At 63.9% G+C, this 16,146-nt stretch carries 16 protein-coding genes, 1 tRNA gene and 1 other RNA gene; 8 read left to right on the top strand and 10 right to left on the bottom strand.

The window, feature by feature from the left end:
- Positions 1-63: 63 nt before the first annotated feature.
- The 3 genes from ACQP2U_RS01770 to ACQP2U_RS01760 form a co-directional block, all read right to left on the bottom strand.
- A complete protein-coding gene (locus ACQP2U_RS01770) occupies positions 64-450 on the bottom strand; it encodes a hypothetical protein (protein WP_433716327.1) in 387 nt (128 codons plus the stop codon).
- A 156-nt stretch (positions 451-606) separates the two neighbouring features.
- Positions 607-1,320 (bottom strand): hypothetical protein, encoded by a 714-nt coding sequence (locus ACQP2U_RS01765; protein ID WP_433713067.1) that lies wholly within the window; start codon positions 1,318-1,320, stop codon positions 607-609.
- Positions 1,321-1,433: 113 nt separating this feature from the next.
- A complete protein-coding gene (locus ACQP2U_RS01760; protein WP_433713065.1) occupies positions 1,434-2,027 on the bottom strand; it encodes an HhH-GPD-type base excision DNA repair protein in 594 nt (197 codons plus the stop codon).
- A gap of 230 nt (positions 2,028-2,257) precedes the next feature.
- On the opposite strand from ACQP2U_RS01760, the gene ACQP2U_RS01755 reads away from it, so the two are divergent.
- Entirely contained in the window at positions 2,258-3,064 is an 807-nt protein-coding gene (locus ACQP2U_RS01755) for a methyltransferase domain-containing protein (RefSeq protein ID WP_433713064.1), read from the top strand.
- A gap of 2 nt (positions 3,065-3,066) precedes the next feature.
- Positions 3,067-3,504, top strand: coding sequence for an SRPBCC family protein (locus tag ACQP2U_RS01750; protein ID WP_433713063.1), 438 nt, complete (start codon positions 3,067-3,069; stop codon positions 3,502-3,504).
- Between the two features lie 49 nt (positions 3,505-3,553).
- On the opposite strand, the gene ACQP2U_RS01745 is transcribed toward ACQP2U_RS01750, so the two are convergent.
- Positions 3,554-4,843: an aminotransferase class I/II-fold pyridoxal phosphate-dependent enzyme gene (locus ACQP2U_RS01745; RefSeq protein WP_433713062.1), complete on the bottom strand. Its 1,290-nt coding sequence runs from the start codon at positions 4,841-4,843 to the stop codon at positions 3,554-3,556.
- A gap of 143 nt (positions 4,844-4,986) precedes the next feature.
- Positions 4,987-5,081: signal recognition particle sRNA small type (gene ffs, locus ACQP2U_RS01740), an RNA gene on the bottom strand.
- A 129-nt stretch (positions 5,082-5,210) separates the two neighbouring features.
- On the opposite strand from ffs, the gene ACQP2U_RS01735 reads away from it, so the two are divergent.
- Positions 5,211-5,298 (top strand) — tRNA-Ser (locus ACQP2U_RS01735).
- A gap of 143 nt (positions 5,299-5,441) precedes the next feature.
- On the opposite strand, the gene ACQP2U_RS01730 is transcribed toward ACQP2U_RS01735, so the two are convergent.
- A complete protein-coding gene (locus ACQP2U_RS01730) occupies positions 5,442-6,968 on the bottom strand; it encodes a WS/DGAT domain-containing protein (protein ID WP_433713060.1) in 1,527 nt (508 codons plus the stop codon).
- A gap of 168 nt (positions 6,969-7,136) precedes the next feature.
- Between ACQP2U_RS01730 and qcrB the strand changes: the two genes are divergently transcribed.
- Positions 7,137-8,762 (top strand): cytochrome bc1 complex cytochrome b subunit, encoded by a 1,626-nt coding sequence (gene qcrB / locus ACQP2U_RS01725; RefSeq protein ID WP_433713059.1) that lies wholly within the window; start codon positions 7,137-7,139, stop codon positions 8,760-8,762.
- A 101-nt stretch (positions 8,763-8,863) separates the two neighbouring features.
- Here qcrB and ACQP2U_RS01720 read toward each other — a convergent pair whose 3' ends face one another.
- Positions 8,864-8,986: a DUF397 domain-containing protein gene (locus ACQP2U_RS01720; RefSeq protein WP_397037763.1), complete on the bottom strand. Its 123-nt coding sequence runs from the start codon at positions 8,984-8,986 to the stop codon at positions 8,864-8,866.
- A gap of 485 nt (positions 8,987-9,471) precedes the next feature.
- On the opposite strand from ACQP2U_RS01720, the gene ACQP2U_RS01715 reads away from it, so the two are divergent.
- Genes ACQP2U_RS01715 through ACQP2U_RS01705 form a run of 3 tightly spaced genes read left to right on the top strand, consistent with a single transcriptional unit; the run spans position 9,472 to position 11,675 of the window.
- Positions 9,472-9,981 (top strand): DUF309 domain-containing protein, encoded by a 510-nt coding sequence (locus ACQP2U_RS01715; protein ID WP_433713058.1) that lies wholly within the window; start codon positions 9,472-9,474, stop codon positions 9,979-9,981.
- Between the two features lie 20 nt (positions 9,982-10,001).
- The gene (gene gluQRS / locus ACQP2U_RS01710; RefSeq protein WP_433713057.1) at positions 10,002-10,934 is read left to right on the top strand and encodes a tRNA glutamyl-Q(34) synthetase GluQRS; all 933 of its coding nucleotides are present in this window, start codon (positions 10,002-10,004) and stop codon (positions 10,932-10,934) included.
- Between the two features lie 45 nt (positions 10,935-10,979).
- Positions 10,980-11,675 carry an RDD family protein gene (locus tag ACQP2U_RS01705; RefSeq protein ID WP_433713056.1) on the top strand — a complete coding sequence of 232 codons (696 nt, stop codon included), beginning with the start codon at positions 10,980-10,982 and terminating at the stop codon, positions 11,673-11,675.
- Positions 11,676-11,740: 65 nt separating this feature from the next.
- Here ACQP2U_RS01705 and ACQP2U_RS01700 read toward each other — a convergent pair whose 3' ends face one another.
- A complete protein-coding gene (locus tag ACQP2U_RS01700) occupies positions 11,741-12,259 on the bottom strand; it encodes a DUF4190 domain-containing protein (protein ID WP_397037518.1) in 519 nt (172 codons plus the stop codon).
- A gap of 29 nt (positions 12,260-12,288) precedes the next feature.
- Between ACQP2U_RS01700 and ACQP2U_RS01695 the strand changes: the two genes are divergently transcribed.
- Positions 12,289-13,071, top strand: coding sequence for a queuosine precursor transporter (locus ACQP2U_RS01695; protein ID WP_397037516.1), 783 nt, complete (start codon positions 12,289-12,291; stop codon positions 13,069-13,071).
- 327 nt (positions 13,072-13,398) lie between these two features.
- Here ACQP2U_RS01695 and ACQP2U_RS01690 read toward each other — a convergent pair whose 3' ends face one another.
- Entirely contained in the window at positions 13,399-14,469 is a 1,071-nt protein-coding gene (locus ACQP2U_RS01690) for an IS110 family transposase (RefSeq protein ID WP_433709920.1), read from the bottom strand.
- 371 nt (positions 14,470-14,840) lie between these two features.
- Positions 14,841-16,097, bottom strand: coding sequence for a tRNA guanosine(34) transglycosylase Tgt (gene tgt / locus ACQP2U_RS01685; RefSeq protein WP_433713055.1), 1,257 nt, complete (start codon positions 16,095-16,097; stop codon positions 14,841-14,843).
- Between the last annotated feature and the right edge of the window lie 49 nt (positions 16,098-16,146).

Here is a 16,146-nt window from a genome sequence, read left to right as displayed (position 1 = left end):
ATCTTGCCGCCAACACGCGAAGGCCCCGCTCAGTACTGAGCGGGGCCTGTCTCCGTGGTGCGATCAGCCCGGGTAGACGTAGTGCTTGGGCCCGAAGTGGCCGGTCCCGCTGGAGCCCGCATACGGCAGGTCGAGCGGAGCGATATTGAGCTTGTGCGGATTGCCGTCGATGTCGGCTTGCCAGCAATCCTGCTGTACGCCATGGAAACTGGTGCACACGATCCGGGTACTCGTGCCGAATGGCGAGGTCAGGCGGTTGCGGTCGGAAAATGGGTTCCAGTAGTCGGGATCGGATTGGACCGCGAAGTCTTTGGTCTCATAGACCTCGAGTCCGCCGCCGTTGGAGGGCCAGTCGTCGGCAGCGGCTGTACCGGCACCGATCAGCACGCCGGCCCCCGCCGTCGCGAAGAGTAGTGCGATTCGCAGAAAGCGCTTGATATCGAAGTTCATCACTATCCCCTCCTGCTTCCAGAGTCTCTGAGCAGCCTGAGCATGCTAGCCGGATCGGCCCGGTCTTCCCCACAACAAGAAGGCCCCGCCCAGTCGAGAGGTACTGGGCGGGGCCTGTTTTCCGTGGCGACGGTGAGGCCACGGATGCCGAGCGACCTACTTGGGCGGGGCGAACGGCTGGTTGATGGTGGTGAAGTACTGGATCGCCGCACCGATCGCGACCGGGGCGGTGACAAAAATCTGACCGGCCAGGGTGCCCAGTGCGCCGACGGCGACGATGCCGCCGAGGCAGCCGATGGCCGCGGCCGGAATGAACGGACCGAACAGACCGACGATGGTGGCCGAGGCGACCGTGGCACCGGCGATACCGCCGAGCACGCAGCCGGCCGCGCCGCCGATGAGACCGCCGACCAGCGTGCCGATGGTTGCCGCCGCCGAGATGGTGCTCGTCAGACGGGTCCAGGCCGCGACCTCACGGTCGTATGGGGTCTTCCAGGGGGCTTGATCCTCGTAGGGCAGCGCGACCGGTTTGTAGACCGCGTGTTCGCGATCGATTTGCGGAGTCAGGCTAGCGCTGCGATCGGAAATCTGCGCGGCGATGGGGAATTCGAAGTCGTCGATCTTGAACCGCAGCGGCGTGCCCGCGAGCACGGTGCCGTCGGCGGCCTTGATCTGGAAGACATCGCCCTCGACCGCCAGCGAACCCGCGTCGGTCTTGATAATCGATGTATCGCCTACTGCTTCGGCGGTGAAATTGATTGCGCTATCGTCACTTTCGGTCGCGGCCGGGGCGGCGACCGAGGTGCCCGCGGCCACACCGGTCGTCATTGTCACCAGCGCCGCGACGACGGCGAGTTTCCTCATCCTCATGTACTGCATTCCCTCATCTAGGTGTTGCTACCGACGGAAAAGCATCGGCGAGAACTCAATCGAGCACGAGGGAAAAATGCAGACAGATTCGAATAGGCAAACCTGGAGCGACCTCAGGACTTCTTGGCCGCGGCTTTCATCTGCTTCTTGAAAGCCCGTACTTCCACAAGGGATTCGCCGTCGACGATATCGGCGGCCGAGCGCCGCGAGCCCGTTTCGGAGTAGGCGCCGGCCGCCACTTCCCAGCCCTTCGGCCGCACGCCGAGCTGCTTGCCGAGCAGTGCGAGGAAGATCCTGGCCTTCTGATCGCCGTAGCCGGGCAGGTCCTTCAAACGGCGCAGCACCTCTTTACCGTCCGGATCGCCCTGGGTCCAGATGCGGTCGGTCTTGCCGTCGTAATGCTCGACCACATAACGCGCGAGTTCCTGGGTGCGGCGGGCCATGGACCGGCCGTAGCGATGAATGGCGGGCGGAGTCGCACACAATTCTTCGAACGCCTCGGTATCGGCGTCGGCGATCCGCTGGATATCGAAGCCGTCCATGCGGTCGGCGATTTTCTTCGGCCCGCGGAAGGCGTGTTCGAGCGGAAACTGCTGATCGAGCAGCATGCCGGTGAGCAATGCGAAGGGATCCTCGGAAAGGAGTTTGTCCGCTTCCGGCTCCTGGGCCAGACACAGCTTCACAGTCGCGGAGTTCGCTTTGGTCACGGGACTTCCTTTCGCCGGTACCGAACTCTGTCGATCATCTCACTCGGCGCCGCTAGCGACTGGTTGGAGGTCGCTCGAAAAGCTGGGCCACACGGTCCGGCCGACCCGGATCGATGGTATGCCCGAATCGTGACCGACATCACAGACCTGCCGTGCGATGCGGTCGGCGCCGAAGTAGGCTCAGCGCCATGCCTCAGACGACGGCAATACCAAGAGACGGAATCGGGCCCATGAATACACAGGGGTTACGCCCGGATCGCTTCGACAGGGCGGGCCAGGATCAGTTGGTCGACGTGCGGGATCTGCAGGCGGCACTGCCGGGCATCCGCCGACTGCGCACGTGGGCACATGAAGCATTGGCGCTGCAGCCGGGCGAAAGTGCGGTCGATATCGGATCGGGCACCGGCACGGAGGTCATCGCCTTCGCGGATGCGGTCGGCCCGACCGGCACCGCGATCGGCGTCGAACCCGATCCGCAGCTGCTCGCCTCGGCTGAACGCCGCGCTCTGCAGTCCGGTTCGACGGCGAAATTCCATTCCGGCGACGCCTACGGGCTGCCGTTCGGCGCGAACACCTTCGACGCCGCACTCTGCGAGCGGGTGTTCCAGCACCTGACGGCACCGAATCGCGCAGCCAACGAGATCGCCCGGGTGCTCAGGCCGGGCGGTCGTGTCGTGGTGGTGGACAGCGACTGGGGCACGGCGATTGTGCACCCCGGCGACCGGCAGGTGGTTCGCGATGTCGTCGACACCCTGATCGCCGCCACCACCAACCCGTTTTCCGGCCGCAGGCTACCCGGACTACTGACCAAGGCGGGCCTGGTGATCGACGAAGTCGGCTCGCACGCCTTGGTGCAGGACCGGACGGTCGGGGCAGGTGCGCTGGTCAACCGCATCTCGGCCATGGCGGTCGCGCGCGGCTCCATCACCGAGGCGCAGCGCGATCAGCTCGTCGCGGATCTGGAACGGGGCGCCGAAACCGGCGACATCCACCTATCGGTGACCATGTTCGCCGTGCTGGCGCACAAACCCCGCTGATCGTGGCCGTCGACATTTCCACCGAAGCGGTGATCGAGCGACCGCGGGCGCAGGTCGCCACATTCGCGGGGGATCCGTCGAACGCTCCGCAGTGGTACGCCAATATCGACCGCATCGAATGGCGAACCGAGCCGCCGCTGCGGGTCGGATCACGCATGGAATTCGTCGCGCGGTTCCTCGGCAGGCAACTCGTCTATACCTATGAAGTAATCGAGTACGCGCCCGGCGAGCGACTGGTAATGCGCACCGCTGAGGGCCCGTTCCCGATGCAGACGACCTACACCTGGACCGACGCTGGACCGGACCGCACCCGAATGACCCTGCGCAACACCGGAACACCCAGCGGGTTCGGCAAGGTGGCCGCACCGATCATGGCGGCCGCGATGCGGCGGGCCAATCGCGCCGATCTGGCCCGGTTGCGGGCACTACTGGAAGTTTGAAATACCTTGGGCGCGTATCGAATCGATACGCGCCCAAGGTATTTGCCGACTATTTCTGCAGCAGCTTCTCGGTGGCCGCGAGCAGTACACAGGTGGCCAGACCGTCCATTGCCTTCTCCAGTTCCGGCAGCTGCGGGAAACTGGGTGCGATGCGGATGTTCTTGTCTTCCGGGTCGTTTTTGTACGGGAAGGCCGAACCGGCCGCGGTGAGCGCGATACCGGCATCCTTGGCCAGCGCGATCACCCTGGCTGCGGTGCCTTCCAGGACGTCGAGGCTGATGAAGTAACCGCCCTTCGGTTCGGTCCAGGACGCCACCTTGGACGCGCCGAGCCGATCCTCCAGAATCTTCAGTACCAGGGCGAATTTCGGTTCGAGAATGGCGCGATGCTTCTGCATATGCGCCCGCACACCATCGGCATCCTTGAAGAATCGCAGGTGGCGCAGCTGGTTGATCTTGTCCGGGCCGATGCTCTTCTTCGAGGCGTGGTCGAGGTACCAGTTCAGGTTCGGCGTCGACGCACCGAGGAAGCTCACCCCCGCACCGGCAAAGGTGATCTTCGAGGTCGAGGCGAAAACGATGGGGCGGTTCGGATTTCCGGCCGCAGCAGCCATGCCGAGCACATCGAGGACGGGTGCGGCGGTATCGGTCAGCGGGTGCACCGCGTAGGCGTTGTCCCAGAACAGGCGGAAGTCCGGGGCCGCAGTGGGCATCGAAACCAATTCCTGGACAACATCTTCGGAGAAGATGACGCCGGTCGGGTTGGAGTAGTTCGGCACCGCCCAAAGACCCTTGATCTGCGGATCGTTGGCCACCAGTTCGGCAATGGCGTGCACATCCGGACCATCATGACGGATCGGAACCGGAATCATCTCGAAGCCGAGCGCCTCGGTGATCGCGAAATGCCGGTCGTAGCCGGGACTCGGACACAGGAACTTCAGCGTAGGCTCGGCCACCCAGCGGCGCTCGGAATCCGGTGTGCCGTACAGCAATGCGTAGCTGATCACATCGTGCATCAACTCGAGGCTGGCGTTATTGCCCGCGATCAGATTCTCGACCGGGATGCCGAGCAGCTCACCGAAGATCGCGCGCAATTCCGGGAGACCGTGCAGCCCACCGTAATTGCGGCAGTCGGTGCCCGTACCGTCCTTGAAATCGCCCGGACCGGGCAGGGTGAGCAGTTCGGCGGAGAGGTCGAGTTGTTCCGGCGAAGGTTTACCCCTGGTCAGATCCAGCGTGAGCTTCTCGGTCTTGAGCGTCGCGTAATTCGCGGTCTGGGTCTCGTGTTCGGACACGAGCTCCGGGGGGCTCATCAAACCGATCTGCGTTTGCCGGGGCATCCTGGGCAGCCTTTCGAAGCAGCGAAGGGGCGATTGACGTCCGAACCGACGTGCTGGGGTCGGACCCTTGGTCCAGCCGAGCGCGTTCGACGTCCGGCGGACCGTGTTCACGTTACCCGGCGGTTGCTCCGAATTGGAGTGAATATAGGGGACCCCGCGCACCCGGCAGAGCCCGTTGACCCTTGCTGCCTTCCGGCCCTGGGGGAGTTCACAGGATGCGCGCCGCGCGGGATCCGTCCACAAGTGTAGCCGGCGGATCCGACAATGATCACCACCGGGGCATCGAAGATGGCCCGAGCTGGGACTTCCCCACCGCGACCGGCCCCAATTTGGTGACCGGCCGGGGGCACCCGGTATGCTGCTGCACGGAGGATTCGCCTAGTGGCCTATGGCGCTCGCCTGGAACGCGGGTTGGGTTAACGCCCTCAGGGGTTCAAATCCCCTATCCTCCGCCACAAAACAGCAGGTCAAATTCGTTCGCGCGAATCTGACCTGCTGTTTTTGTATGCACCGATCCACACGTACGCGGCCATGATCCAGGTGGCCCGGTTTATTCATCTGCAGGCCCAGGCGGGGCGCAGCACCAATCGGTGCCAGGTCAGGTCGTGGATCGAGTGGCGCAGTCGAATACCTCGTTCAGCGCATCGCGTAGCAGGTTCGCGTAGGTATCGATGTCCGGTAGCGCGGCGGTGTCGGCGTGGATCGAGACGGTGACGGTGTCGCCGAGGCCATGTACGCCGTGCGTGAGATGCATCACCGAGCCGATCGCGGGGAAGCCGCCGGTGAAGCGGATGGGGGCGCCGCCGAAGGTCAGGTCGGCGGGTCCGCGGTTGACGCTGGAGACGACGGTGTGTCCGGCGATCGAGTCGGGGACGGCGTCGAGCGGGTAGCGCTCGATGTCGCGGCGTAGTAGTCGGGCGGGGATGACGGCGGTTACGCGGTCCTGTGCGGTCAGCAGTGGATGCTGGGCGCGGGTTCGGCGCTCGGTGAGGGCCGCTGCGATTTTGCCGGCGCGGGCCAGTAGGTCCGGTTCGTCGATGAACAGGTCGACGCTCAGGCTGCGATAGTTATTGCGAGCCGCTATCCGGTTGTCGGACAAGGCCATCGGCACCTGTACGCCCAGACGGTCCACTCGTTCACCTCGCGCCGTGAGGTAGCGATCCAGTGCGATCGACACAGCGGTCAGCGCGGCCACGGTCACGGTGTGGCCCGGAATGCGCATCCGTTCGGCATCGCAAACGAGCATCCGCACCTGATGAGCATGCCGATCCGGCGAACCGCCCCGGTTCACCGGACTCGGCGTGAACCCGGGCCCAGGTTCAGGAATCCTTCCCGCAGTTGTCGATTCGGCCAATTCCCGCTGTGCCCGGAAGGCTTGATACCCGCGAATTGCCGTGCGCGCGAACTGAATCGGCATCCGAACCAGAGCCAGCACCGAATGCACGTGTATGGGATCCACCGGTGCCGACTCGACCGCTGCCGCTGCGAGCCATCGACCGAGGCGAGCGACCCGCCCAGCCACCGCCCGAGCAACCGAATCCAACGCCGCAGCAACCGGCGCGCCACCGATCACCGAGGCAACCGGTGCGGCCTCGGCAATCCGTTCGACCGCAACAGCCTCGTCCCGCACGGCGGTCTCGCCCTCCGCAACCGCCTCGACATCGGAAAACAACGCCCTGGCGAGCTCCGCACCGCGCCGCCCATCCGCCAACGCATGCGACATCTGCAACACAACCACCATCGCGGGCCCACCACCCCCGGGGGCGCCGATAACCCCACGGAACACATGCAATCGCCACGGCCGCACCGCGGCGTCCACTCCGGTGCCGAGCAGTTTGCCGAGCGCCATACACACACTCGGCCAATCAGGTTCCGGAAGGAAATGTTCTACAAATTGCTCGGCACGGTATTCACATCGAACCCATGCCGGATAGTCCAGATCTGCGGGCAGCTCGCGCAGCCGGACCGACAGATCGGCAATGTCGGCACTGCGCCGCGCGACGAACTCGCGCAGTGGCCCACCGGAACGCCCGGAATCGTCGAAGCAATAGAGCATGAAGAGGTCATTTCGGGTACGGCTCGACAGCCAGTACATCGTCGCGTCCTGGGCGGCCACCGTACTCACGACTCGACAATATGACACCCGGTTACCCGAGGAAGCGAGCAGCATCGAAAAACTGAATGATCTTGTTCCACATTGCGGTTGAGGGAAACCTATCGATTCCCGACCGATCCCCTGCTACCGTCTGTAGTAGAACATGTACCACCTCTCACCCAGAGCGGGGTGTCGGCCATGGCTGTTGACGTAGGTCGTAGGGCAAGCGAACAAGCCAACTCGTTCGACGAGCGATATAAGGCCGCGGCGTTCATGAAGCGGTCGATCAACAAGGTCTTTCCGACCCACTGGTCGTTCCTACTCGGCGAGATCGCGCTCTACAGCTTCATCATTCTGGTGCTGTCCGGTACCTATCTGACGCTGTACTTCGACCCATCGATGGCCGAAGTCACCTACAACGGCGCATACCAGCCGCTGCGCGGGGTGTCCATGACCCGCGCGTACGAAACAGCGCTGAACCTCTCCTTCGAGGTCCGCGGCGGTCTATTCGTGCGCCAAGTCCACCATTGGGCCGCACTATTGTTCGCGGCCTCCATCATCGTGCACCTGTTCCGGATCTTCTTCACCGGCGCATTCCGCAAGCCGCGCGAGGCCAACTGGGTGCTCGGCTCCCTGCTGCTGATCCTCGCGATGTTCGAGGGGTACTTCGGCTACTCGCTGCCCGACGACCTGCTCTCGGGCACTGGCCTGCGGGCGGCGTTCTCGTCGATCACGCTCGGCATTCCGCTCATCGGCACGTGGATGCACTGGCTGATGTTCGGCGGCGACTATCCGGGCGAGATCATCCTGCCGCGACTGTTCATCGCGCACGTGCTGCTGTTCCCCGGCATTATGCTCGCGCTGATCGCGGCACATGTCGCGCTGGTCTGGTACCAGAAGCACACGCAATTCCCTGGGCCGGGTCGCACCGAGAACAATGTCATCGGTGCGCGGATCGTGCCGGTCTTCGCCGCGGACCAGGGGGCGTTCTTCGCATTCACACTCGGTGTGGTCGCACTCATGGGCGGCCTGCTGCAGATCAACCCGATCTGGGCCTTCGGCCCCTATAGCCCGGCCAAGGTATCGGCGGGCACCCAGCCGGACTTCTACATGATGTGGACCGACGGCATGATGCGCTTGATCCCACCGTGGGAGCTGTATCCGGGACGCTATACCGTGCCCGCACCGTTCTGGGGCGCGATGATCATGGGCCTGGTCTTCGCCATGCTGATCGCCTATCCGTGGATCGAACGGCGCCTGACCAAGGACACCGCGCACCACAACCTGCTGCAGCGCCCGCGCGACGTACCGGTTCGTACCGCGATCGGCGCGATGGCGATCACCTTCTACGTGGTACTGACGCTGTCCTGCGTGAACGACATCATCGCCTACAAATTCGACGTCTCACTGAACGCGACCACCTGGGTCGGCCGCATCGGCATTCTCACCCTGCCAGCGGTGGCCTATTTCGCCGCTTACCGCATCTGCCTCGGCCTGCAGCGTAGCGACCGCGCGGTGCTCGAGCACGGCATCGAAACCGGCATCGTCCGGCGGCTACCGCACGGTGAGTACATCGAGATCCACCAGCCGCTCGGTCCGGTCGACGCACACGGTCATCCGATTCCGCTGACCTACCAGGGCGCGACGGTGCCGAAGAAGATGAACAAGCTGGGTTCGGCGGGCAAACCGGGTACCGGCGGATTCTTCCGCCCCGATGCATGGCAGGAGTCGCGCGCCAACCTGGCGGCCGAGCATGAGGAAGAGCGCAAACAGCTCGCCGTACTACGCGCCGCTCAGGAACAGACCGACGGTCGACCCCACTGAGAAAAGCCGCTGAGCACCTGCGAAGGCCCCGAGTCCGTGCCGACCCGGGGCCGTGCTGTTGGTTCGGACCTACCCTGTTGTTCAGGCGCGTCCGAACTCCCCTACGACATTCCGTTTAGGAATGCATCCCACTCGCCTGGCGTGAACGCCAACAACGGACCATAGCCGTTGTCTTTGGTGTCGCGGACCGCCACGTTGCCGTCGACGAGAAATGCGACTTCCACGCAGTTCCCATCGGGGCCACTGTATGTGCTCTTACGCCACACAGCGCCCGTCAAGTCAACTTCCACGGCACTAGCTCCTTTGCTGCGTCGAGAACGAGATTTTCTTCTGACATCGTTCTAACTAGCACCGGCATCCGGCGCGGAAGGCCGAATCCCGCGGTGCGCCTTGCCAAAGCGCGCGACTTTCACGGTGCGTCGTGATCGCACTGCTCTTCGAGGTGAATTCACCTCGCGGGGTCGCCCCCGCGCGCTAAACACTAGCAGGTTCATCATGAATTTGCCGATCTCTTGCCCATTCCATCATCGCAATTGCCAATCTTGCGAAGATACCAAGTTGCGGGGGTATTGCCGGAAGATGACATTCATTCCTATGTTTGCTGGGCAGCAAACTTTTTCGTGACGTGATTTCTCTGTGATGGTCAATTAATCAAGATCGGCAGAACTCGGCTGGACGTCCGCGATGTGGTCCATGGATGATGGGCAGCATGGTCGAACGCCCGCGCGACGAGGCAGGTCGCGCACGTAATCCCCGCCCCCGCGACCGGTTCGGACGACCCATGCCGGTCGGTAGCGTCGGTGTGCCACGCATTCCCGACGACCTGAATCTGCCGCCCCAGCAAACCCTCTTGTTCGCCCAGCAACTGCTGGATGACGGCCTGGCATTCAACGCGCACGAGGTATTGGAGGCCGCATGGAAGAACAGGCCGTTCGCCGAAAGGATGCTGTGGCAGGGTCTGGCGCAATATGCGGTCGGGCTGACACACATCCAGCGTGCGAATCCGAAGGGCGCGCGCACCCTGCTCACCCGCGCGGTGAGCCGGCTGCGCGCCTATGAGGCCGTCCCGGACACCGAGCCGTCGAACCGAAACAGCGATATGCCATATGGAATCGACCGTGCGGGTCTGATCGCGCACGCCGAGGCACTCTTGACCGCGCTCGACAACGGAACCGCGATTCCGGAAGACCGACTCAAGCCGCGGCTGTTGCTACGGTGACCCGCGCCGAAGCCTCTAGCATGGCAAACGTGCCAGTAACCAGAACTCGAGCAGGCCGGTACGCCCCGAGCCCGTCCGGCGATCTGCACATCGGAAATCTGCGCACCGCGATGCTTGCCTGGCTGTTCGCGCGCTCGACCGGACGCCGCTTCGTGCTCCGGATCGATGATCTCGATCGCGTCCGGCCAGGCGCCGAACAGCGCCAACTGGCGGACCTCGCCGCGATCGGCCTGGACTGGGACGGCCCGGTCGTGCGGCAGAGCGACCGACTGCCGCACTATCGAGCAGCCATCGATCGGCTCACCGCGGCCGGACTCACTTACGAGTGCTATTGCACCCGAAGGGAAATCCAGCGGGCCGCGACCGCACCGCACGGACCGCTCGGCCACTATCCGGGCACCTGCCGTGATCTGACCGAGGCGCAGCGAACCTCGCATCGCGCCGACGGACGCCCGGCCGCACTGCGGTTACGTGCGCATGTGCGCGAATTCGAGATCACCGATGAATTGCACGGGCGATACCGCGGCCCCGTGGACGATGTCGTACTGCGCCGCGGCGACGGAATTCCGGCGTACAACCTGGCTGTGGTCGTCGACGATGCGGAGCAGGGTATCGATCAGGTGGTCCGCGGCGACGATCTGCTGCCGTCGACACCGCGCCAGGCCTATCTCGCGACGCTGCTGCGAATTCCGGTTCCGCACTACGCACATGTACCGCTGGTGCTCAACGCCGAAGGCAAGCGACTGGCCAAACGCGACGGTGCGGTGACACTGGCCGATCAGCTCGCCCTCGGCAGCACACCTGACCGGGTCGCCGCCGCACTGGCCAGTTCACTTGGCTATCCCCCGGTTTCGCCCGCCGAACTGCTCGACCGATTCGACCCGGCCGATCTGACCGAGGAACCGTGGATACTCGACGAGAATGGGTTGTTGCAACCCGCGCGATGTCCGTAACGTACGCAATCGACCGATCTACTGATCACTGACGAGGACACATATATGACAAGCGGTGGGTACGACCCCAACCAATATCCGCAAGGCGGGCAACCGCATCCGGGCGGCCAGCAATATCCGCAGGGTGGACAGCAGTACCCGCAGGGTGGACAGCCCCAATACGGGCAGCAGCCGCCGCAGTACGGGCAGCAGCCCCAATACGGACAGCAGCCCTATGGTCAGCCCCAGTATGGGCAGCCGCCGCAGGATCCCTACGGCCAGCAGCAGCCCTACCCCCAGCAGCCCTATGGCGAGCAGCCGGGATACGGATACGGCGGACAGCCCGGTGATATCGGAGCCCGCATCGGCGCCCGTGTCATCGATCACCTGATCGTCGGCATCCCGGTTTACGTCATCATCTTGCTTATCCTGGGCTCCGGACTCGGCGGGCAGATCGTGATCGGTCTGGTCAGCGCGATCGCGTTGCTCGGGTACTTCGTCGGCATGGAGACCTCGCAGGGGACCACCCTCGGCAAGAAGATCGTTGGCCTCAAGGTTGTCGCCCCCGGCGGCGCGGCGAAGATCACTCCAGAGGTTTCGCTGAAGCGCAACCTCTACGTCGCCCTCAGCATCATCCCGTGCATCGGTGGCCTTGCCGAGCTCGGCCTGATCATCTACATGATCGTCACCACCTCGCAGGACCCGAACAAGCAGGGTTGGCACGACAAGTTCGCCGGCGGTACGCAGGTCGTCAAGTCCTGATCGCAGACCTCGGGCAAACATCAGGGGCGCTCCCGAATGGGAGCGCCCCTGATGTTTTTCGAAAGCTAGCGCGTCGCCGTCAGCGCTACGTCCAGCACGATGTAGACGATCCAGAGCACGATGGCACCGGCGCCTATCCAGATTCCGGCCAGGGCCATACCACGACCACCCTGGCCGCTCTCCTTGATCTGATTCAGTGCGATGACACCGAGGATGATTCCGACGATCGCGCCGATACCGCAACTGCACAGCCCGATTATCGAGGCGATCAGTGAACCGATCGCGAGCCCGTTATTCCCCTGCGCCTGCTGCGGGTAGCCGTACGGCTGGTACGCATTCGGATAGGCGGGAGTCTGCGGGTAGGGCTGCTGCGGACCGGCGACCGGCTGCTGTGGGTAGCTCGGATACTGCGACTGCGGCTGTGGTGGCGGAGTCGGAGCCGGCTGCTGCGGGTACTGCGGCGCGGAAGGGTACTGGGGAGCCGAGGGGTACTGCGGTACCGACCCCTGGGAGCCAGCCTCCGGCGATACACCTTCGCCGCCGTACTGTTTCCACCATTCGTCGGAATCGCCGGGATTCGTCATTGCTACAGCCTATTCCACAACCTGGTTGGATGAAGCGCGTGAGTGAGTCCAAAACAGTCGAAGAACACCCTGAATCTGGGGGCCCCGCGGCGGCCCACCCGGCATTCGCCGTCGCCGCGCGGGGCTACTACACCCCCGTCGTCGCCCTGTTCACCGCGACGCTGATCATCTCGAATATCTGCGCAACCAAAGGCGTCCAATTCTTCACCGATCATTCGGTGAAACTGGGTCCCATCGAGGTCCTGCCGATCTCCACCGACGGTGCGTGGTTCCTGTTCCCCCTGGCCTACATCATCGGCGACGTGCTCAGCGAGGTCTACGGCTTCAAGGCCGCCCGCCGGGCCATCTACTACGGATTCGCCATCCTGCTGCTCGCGGTCGTCTGCTTCAAGATCGCCATCGAGCTGCCCGCCGCCACCTTCTACGACAATCAGGAAGCCTTCCGGTCCGTCATCGGCACCACGCCGCAGCTAGTCGCCGCAGGGTTGTCCGGCTACTTCGTCGGCGAGATGCTCAATTCGGCATCGCTGGTGCTGATCAAGGAGAAGACCAAGGAGAAACACCTGTGGGCGCGGTTGATCGGTTCCACGATCGTCGGCGAATTCGGTGACACGCTGATCTTCTGCTCGATCGCGGCCACCGCGATCGGCATCGATAGCTGGGGACAGTTCGTGAACTACGTGATCGTCGGGTTCATCTGGAAGACGCTCGCCGAGGTCATCGTGCTACCGATCACCTATCGGGTGATCGCCTTCCTGAAGAAGCACGAGCCGAGCTACGCCCCGCGCGAAACTCCCGCGCTCCTGAGCTGAATCGTGTGACGCCGTAGGCTCGCTCCTCACGTAACCACGAAGGAGCGAGCTCACCAGCGACGTTCGGCGCCCGTCTCGCATCCGCACCGAAGGTGCGGTCATTGAACACGCCGAGCCCGTCAAAGCGCATGCGCCACAGACGCAAACTCCCATCGCCGACGCAACCACAACGGAGCGAGCCTTACGAACGACCGTTCGCGGCCCGTCTCACATCCGCACCGAAGGCGCAGCCATCGGACACAGCCGAGCCCGTCAAAGCGCATGCGCCACAGACGCAAACTCCCATCGCCGACGCAACCACAACGGAGCGAGATGCTCCTATAGATGTCAAGTGTTTGTGTTCGGGGGTGGTGTGGTGGTTTTCGGGGTTTTGAGGACGTGGTAGATCTCGCGTGTTACGAGTCGTTTGAGGCAGCGCATGATGTCTTTTTTGGACAGGCCTTGTTGGGTGCGGCGTTCGGTGTAGGCGCGGGTTCGTGGGTCCCAGCGCATGCGGACGACGACGATGCGGTGGATCGCGGAGTTGGCTTGCCGGTCGCCTCCTCGGTTGAGGCGGTGGCGATCGATGCGTCCGGAAGAGGCGGGCAGTGGTGCGGTCCCGACCAGCATCGCGAACGCGCTTTCGGAGCGTATCCGGTCGGGGTTGTCTCCTGCGGTGACCAGCAGTTGGCCGGCGATGTCGGGGCCGACACCGAGTAGTTGCAGTAGTGGTGAGTTGATTTGGGCGACAATGGGTTTGATTGTGGCGTCGAGTTGGGTGATTTCCTCGCTCAGCGCGCTGTGACGGCGTGCGAGGTGTCGGAGTGTGATCTTGACAGCGTGGGCGGGGTCACCGGCCTTGCGTATGTCCGGACGTGCGGTGAGGCAGGTTTTGATCAATTCGCTGTCGGTCAGCGGCGCCAGTCGCGTGCGCAGCTGCGCGGGCGCGGTGATGATCAACGACTTGATCTGTCGTTGGGTATCCGACCGCTGCGCGACGGCGCTGCGGCGTGCGACGCGCAGGTTACGCAGTGCCTCCACCAGGCCGTCGCGTTGTTTGGGTGTGCCGGTGCGCTCACCGGCCAACGCGGCGCGGGCCGCGGCCAGGGCATCGATCGGATCGGATTTGCCCTGCATGCGGCGGGTTTTGCGGTCGGGCCGGTCGATCTCGACGATCGCCACCTTCTTGATCGCCAGGTAACGAGCCACACCGGCGCCGTAGGCGCCGGTGCCCTCGATACCGACCAGCACCAGCGTGCCCAGTGTCTGTAACCACGACAGCAACTGTGCGTATCCGGCGGGGGTGGCGGGGAACTGGCCCGAACCCAGCGTCCGGCCGGCAGCATCGATCGCAGCCGCGGTATGAGTGTCTTTGTGGGTGTCGATGCCGGCGGTGACTTCGATCACCGCGTGTGTCATGGTGGGAATGTGCCTGCCCTTTTCTCTCGACCGGGGTTGAGGACGGCACACACCAGCCGGGCGGGCGGACAAGACAGTAATGGGTGACTGGTGCGAACAGGCTCCTATGAAGTCACGAACACCACGTCCGGTGAGTACCTGAGTGCCCGTGGTGGTCGACCGACAGATCTCGCTGAAGGCCCGAAGCCAGTCTTACGGTGAGTCAGGACGGCCACCACGGGAACTCAGCAATCATTACTGTCTTACGAGCGACCGTTCGCGGCCCGTCTCGCGTCCGAGCCGTCGAAGCGCATGCGACGAAGTCGCGAGTCTCGACGGCTCGGACGCGAGACCAAGGGGGCCGCGAACACGCAGCGCCGAAGGCGCTGCCATTAGACACAGCTCCAGCGACCGAGGGTTTCGGCCTTGTACTCATCGAAATAGCCGCCCTCGATGCTCTCGCGAATTCGGTCGACGAGCCGAATCGTGAAGCGCTCGTTGTGAATTGTGCACAGCGTCGAGGCCAGCATCTCCTTGGCCTTGAACAGGTGGTGGATATAGGCACGGGTGTAGTTCGCGCAGGTGTAGCAGTCACAGGTGTCGTCGATTGGGGTGAAGTCGCGACGGAATCGGGCGGTATTGATATTGAATCTGCCCTCGGCGACATAGATCGCGGCATTGCGCGCGACCCGGGACGGATTCACACAGTCGAAGGTGTCCGCGCCGTTCTCCACCGCGACGAACATATCCTCCGGTTCGCTGATGCCGAGCATATGCCGCGGCTTGTCCTCGGGCAGTTCGTCGCAGCACCAGCCGACGATCGCGCCGAGATTGTGCTTTTCCAAAGCACCGCCGATGCCGTAGCCGTCGAAACCTGTTCCGGCACTGCCGCGCAGCGACTCCAGCTCCCGGCAGGCCTTGCGCCGCAGGTCCTCGTATTGCGCGCCCTGGATCACCGCGAACAGCGCCTGATATGGGCGATGCGTGCGCGCGGCGGTCAGCCGTTCGTGCTCATCGATGCAGCGCTGCGCCCATTCGTGCGTACGCTGCAGCGACTTCTCCTGGTAGGCCCGGGTATTCAGCAGGGTGGTCAGCTCGTCGAAGGCGAACATAATGTCCGCGCCGAGCTGATGCTGGATGCCCATCGAAACCTCCGGGGTGAATCGGTGTTTCGAGCCGTTGAGGTGCGAGCGGAAGGTGACACCGTCATCATCGACGGTGGCGAGGCGCTCCTTGCCCGCGGCGATCACGTCATCGCTTCGGACGTCGACCGCCTCCATGGCCAGCACCTTCTTGAAGCCGACACCCAGTGACATCACCTGGAAGCCGCCGCTATCGGTGAAGGTCGGGCCAGGCCAGTTCATGAATTTGCTCAGCCCACCCGCCTCGTCCACGATGTCCGGTCCGGGCTGCAGGTAGAGGTGGTAGGCATTCGCCAGCAGCGCCTGCGCACCGAGTTCCTTCATGGTCTCCGGCAGCACCGCCTTCACCGTCGCCTTGGTGCCGACCGGAATGAATGCGGGCGTCGCGATATCCCCGTGCGGTGTACTGATCACGCCCGATCGACCGTGCCGCCCAGCCAAGCGGGCGCCGACGGTGAACGAAAAGGATTCGGGCTCAGACACCACGTCATCTTCCCAGCCCGACATCCGCGGCGACGTCGGCCCCCGGTTTGGCCGAGCCGCACCGACGGCAGTC

Origin of the sequence: Nocardia sp. CA-084685, assembly GCF_050955785.1 — a bacterium.
Classification (GTDB): Bacteria; Actinomycetota; Actinomycetes; order Mycobacteriales; family Mycobacteriaceae; genus Nocardia.
The sequence above is the reverse complement of the archived record's forward strand: the minus strand, read 5'-3'. Positions and strand labels throughout refer to the sequence as shown.

Coding starts and splice junctions, on each gene's coding strand:
- gluQRS (WP_433713057.1), top strand. CDS start 10,002: ATGGCAAACGTGCCAGTAACCAGAACTCGAGCAGGCCGGTACGCCCCG.
- ACQP2U_RS01745 (WP_433713062.1), bottom strand. CDS start 4,843: ATGCCCCGGCAAACGCAGATCGGTTTGATGAGCCCCCCGGAGCTCGTG.
- ACQP2U_RS01765 (WP_433713067.1), bottom strand. CDS start 1,320: ATGAGGATGAGGAAACTCGCCGTCGTCGCGGCGCTGGTGACAATGACG.
- tgt (WP_433713055.1), bottom strand. CDS start 16,097: ATGTCGGGCTGGGAAGATGACGTGGTGTCTGAGCCCGAATCCTTTTCG.
- ACQP2U_RS01700 (WP_397037518.1), bottom strand. CDS start 12,259: ATGACGAATCCCGGCGATTCCGACGAATGGTGGAAACAGTACGGCGGC.
- ACQP2U_RS01705 (WP_433713056.1), top strand. CDS start 10,980: ATGACAAGCGGTGGGTACGACCCCAACCAATATCCGCAAGGCGGGCAA.
- ACQP2U_RS01715 (WP_433713058.1), top strand. CDS start 9,472: ATGGTCGAACGCCCGCGCGACGAGGCAGGTCGCGCACGTAATCCCCGC.
- ACQP2U_RS01770 (WP_433716327.1), bottom strand. CDS start 450: ATGAACTTCGATATCAAGCGCTTTCTGCGAATCGCACTACTCTTCGCG.
- qcrB (WP_433713059.1), top strand. CDS start 7,137: ATGGCTGTTGACGTAGGTCGTAGGGCAAGCGAACAAGCCAACTCGTTC.
- ACQP2U_RS01695 (WP_397037516.1), top strand. CDS start 12,289: ATGAAGCGCGTGAGTGAGTCCAAAACAGTCGAAGAACACCCTGAATCT.
- ACQP2U_RS01690 (WP_433709920.1), bottom strand. CDS start 14,469: ATGACACACGCGGTGATCGAAGTCACCGCCGGCATCGACACCCACAAA.
- ACQP2U_RS01755 (WP_433713064.1), top strand. CDS start 2,258: ATGAATACACAGGGGTTACGCCCGGATCGCTTCGACAGGGCGGGCCAG.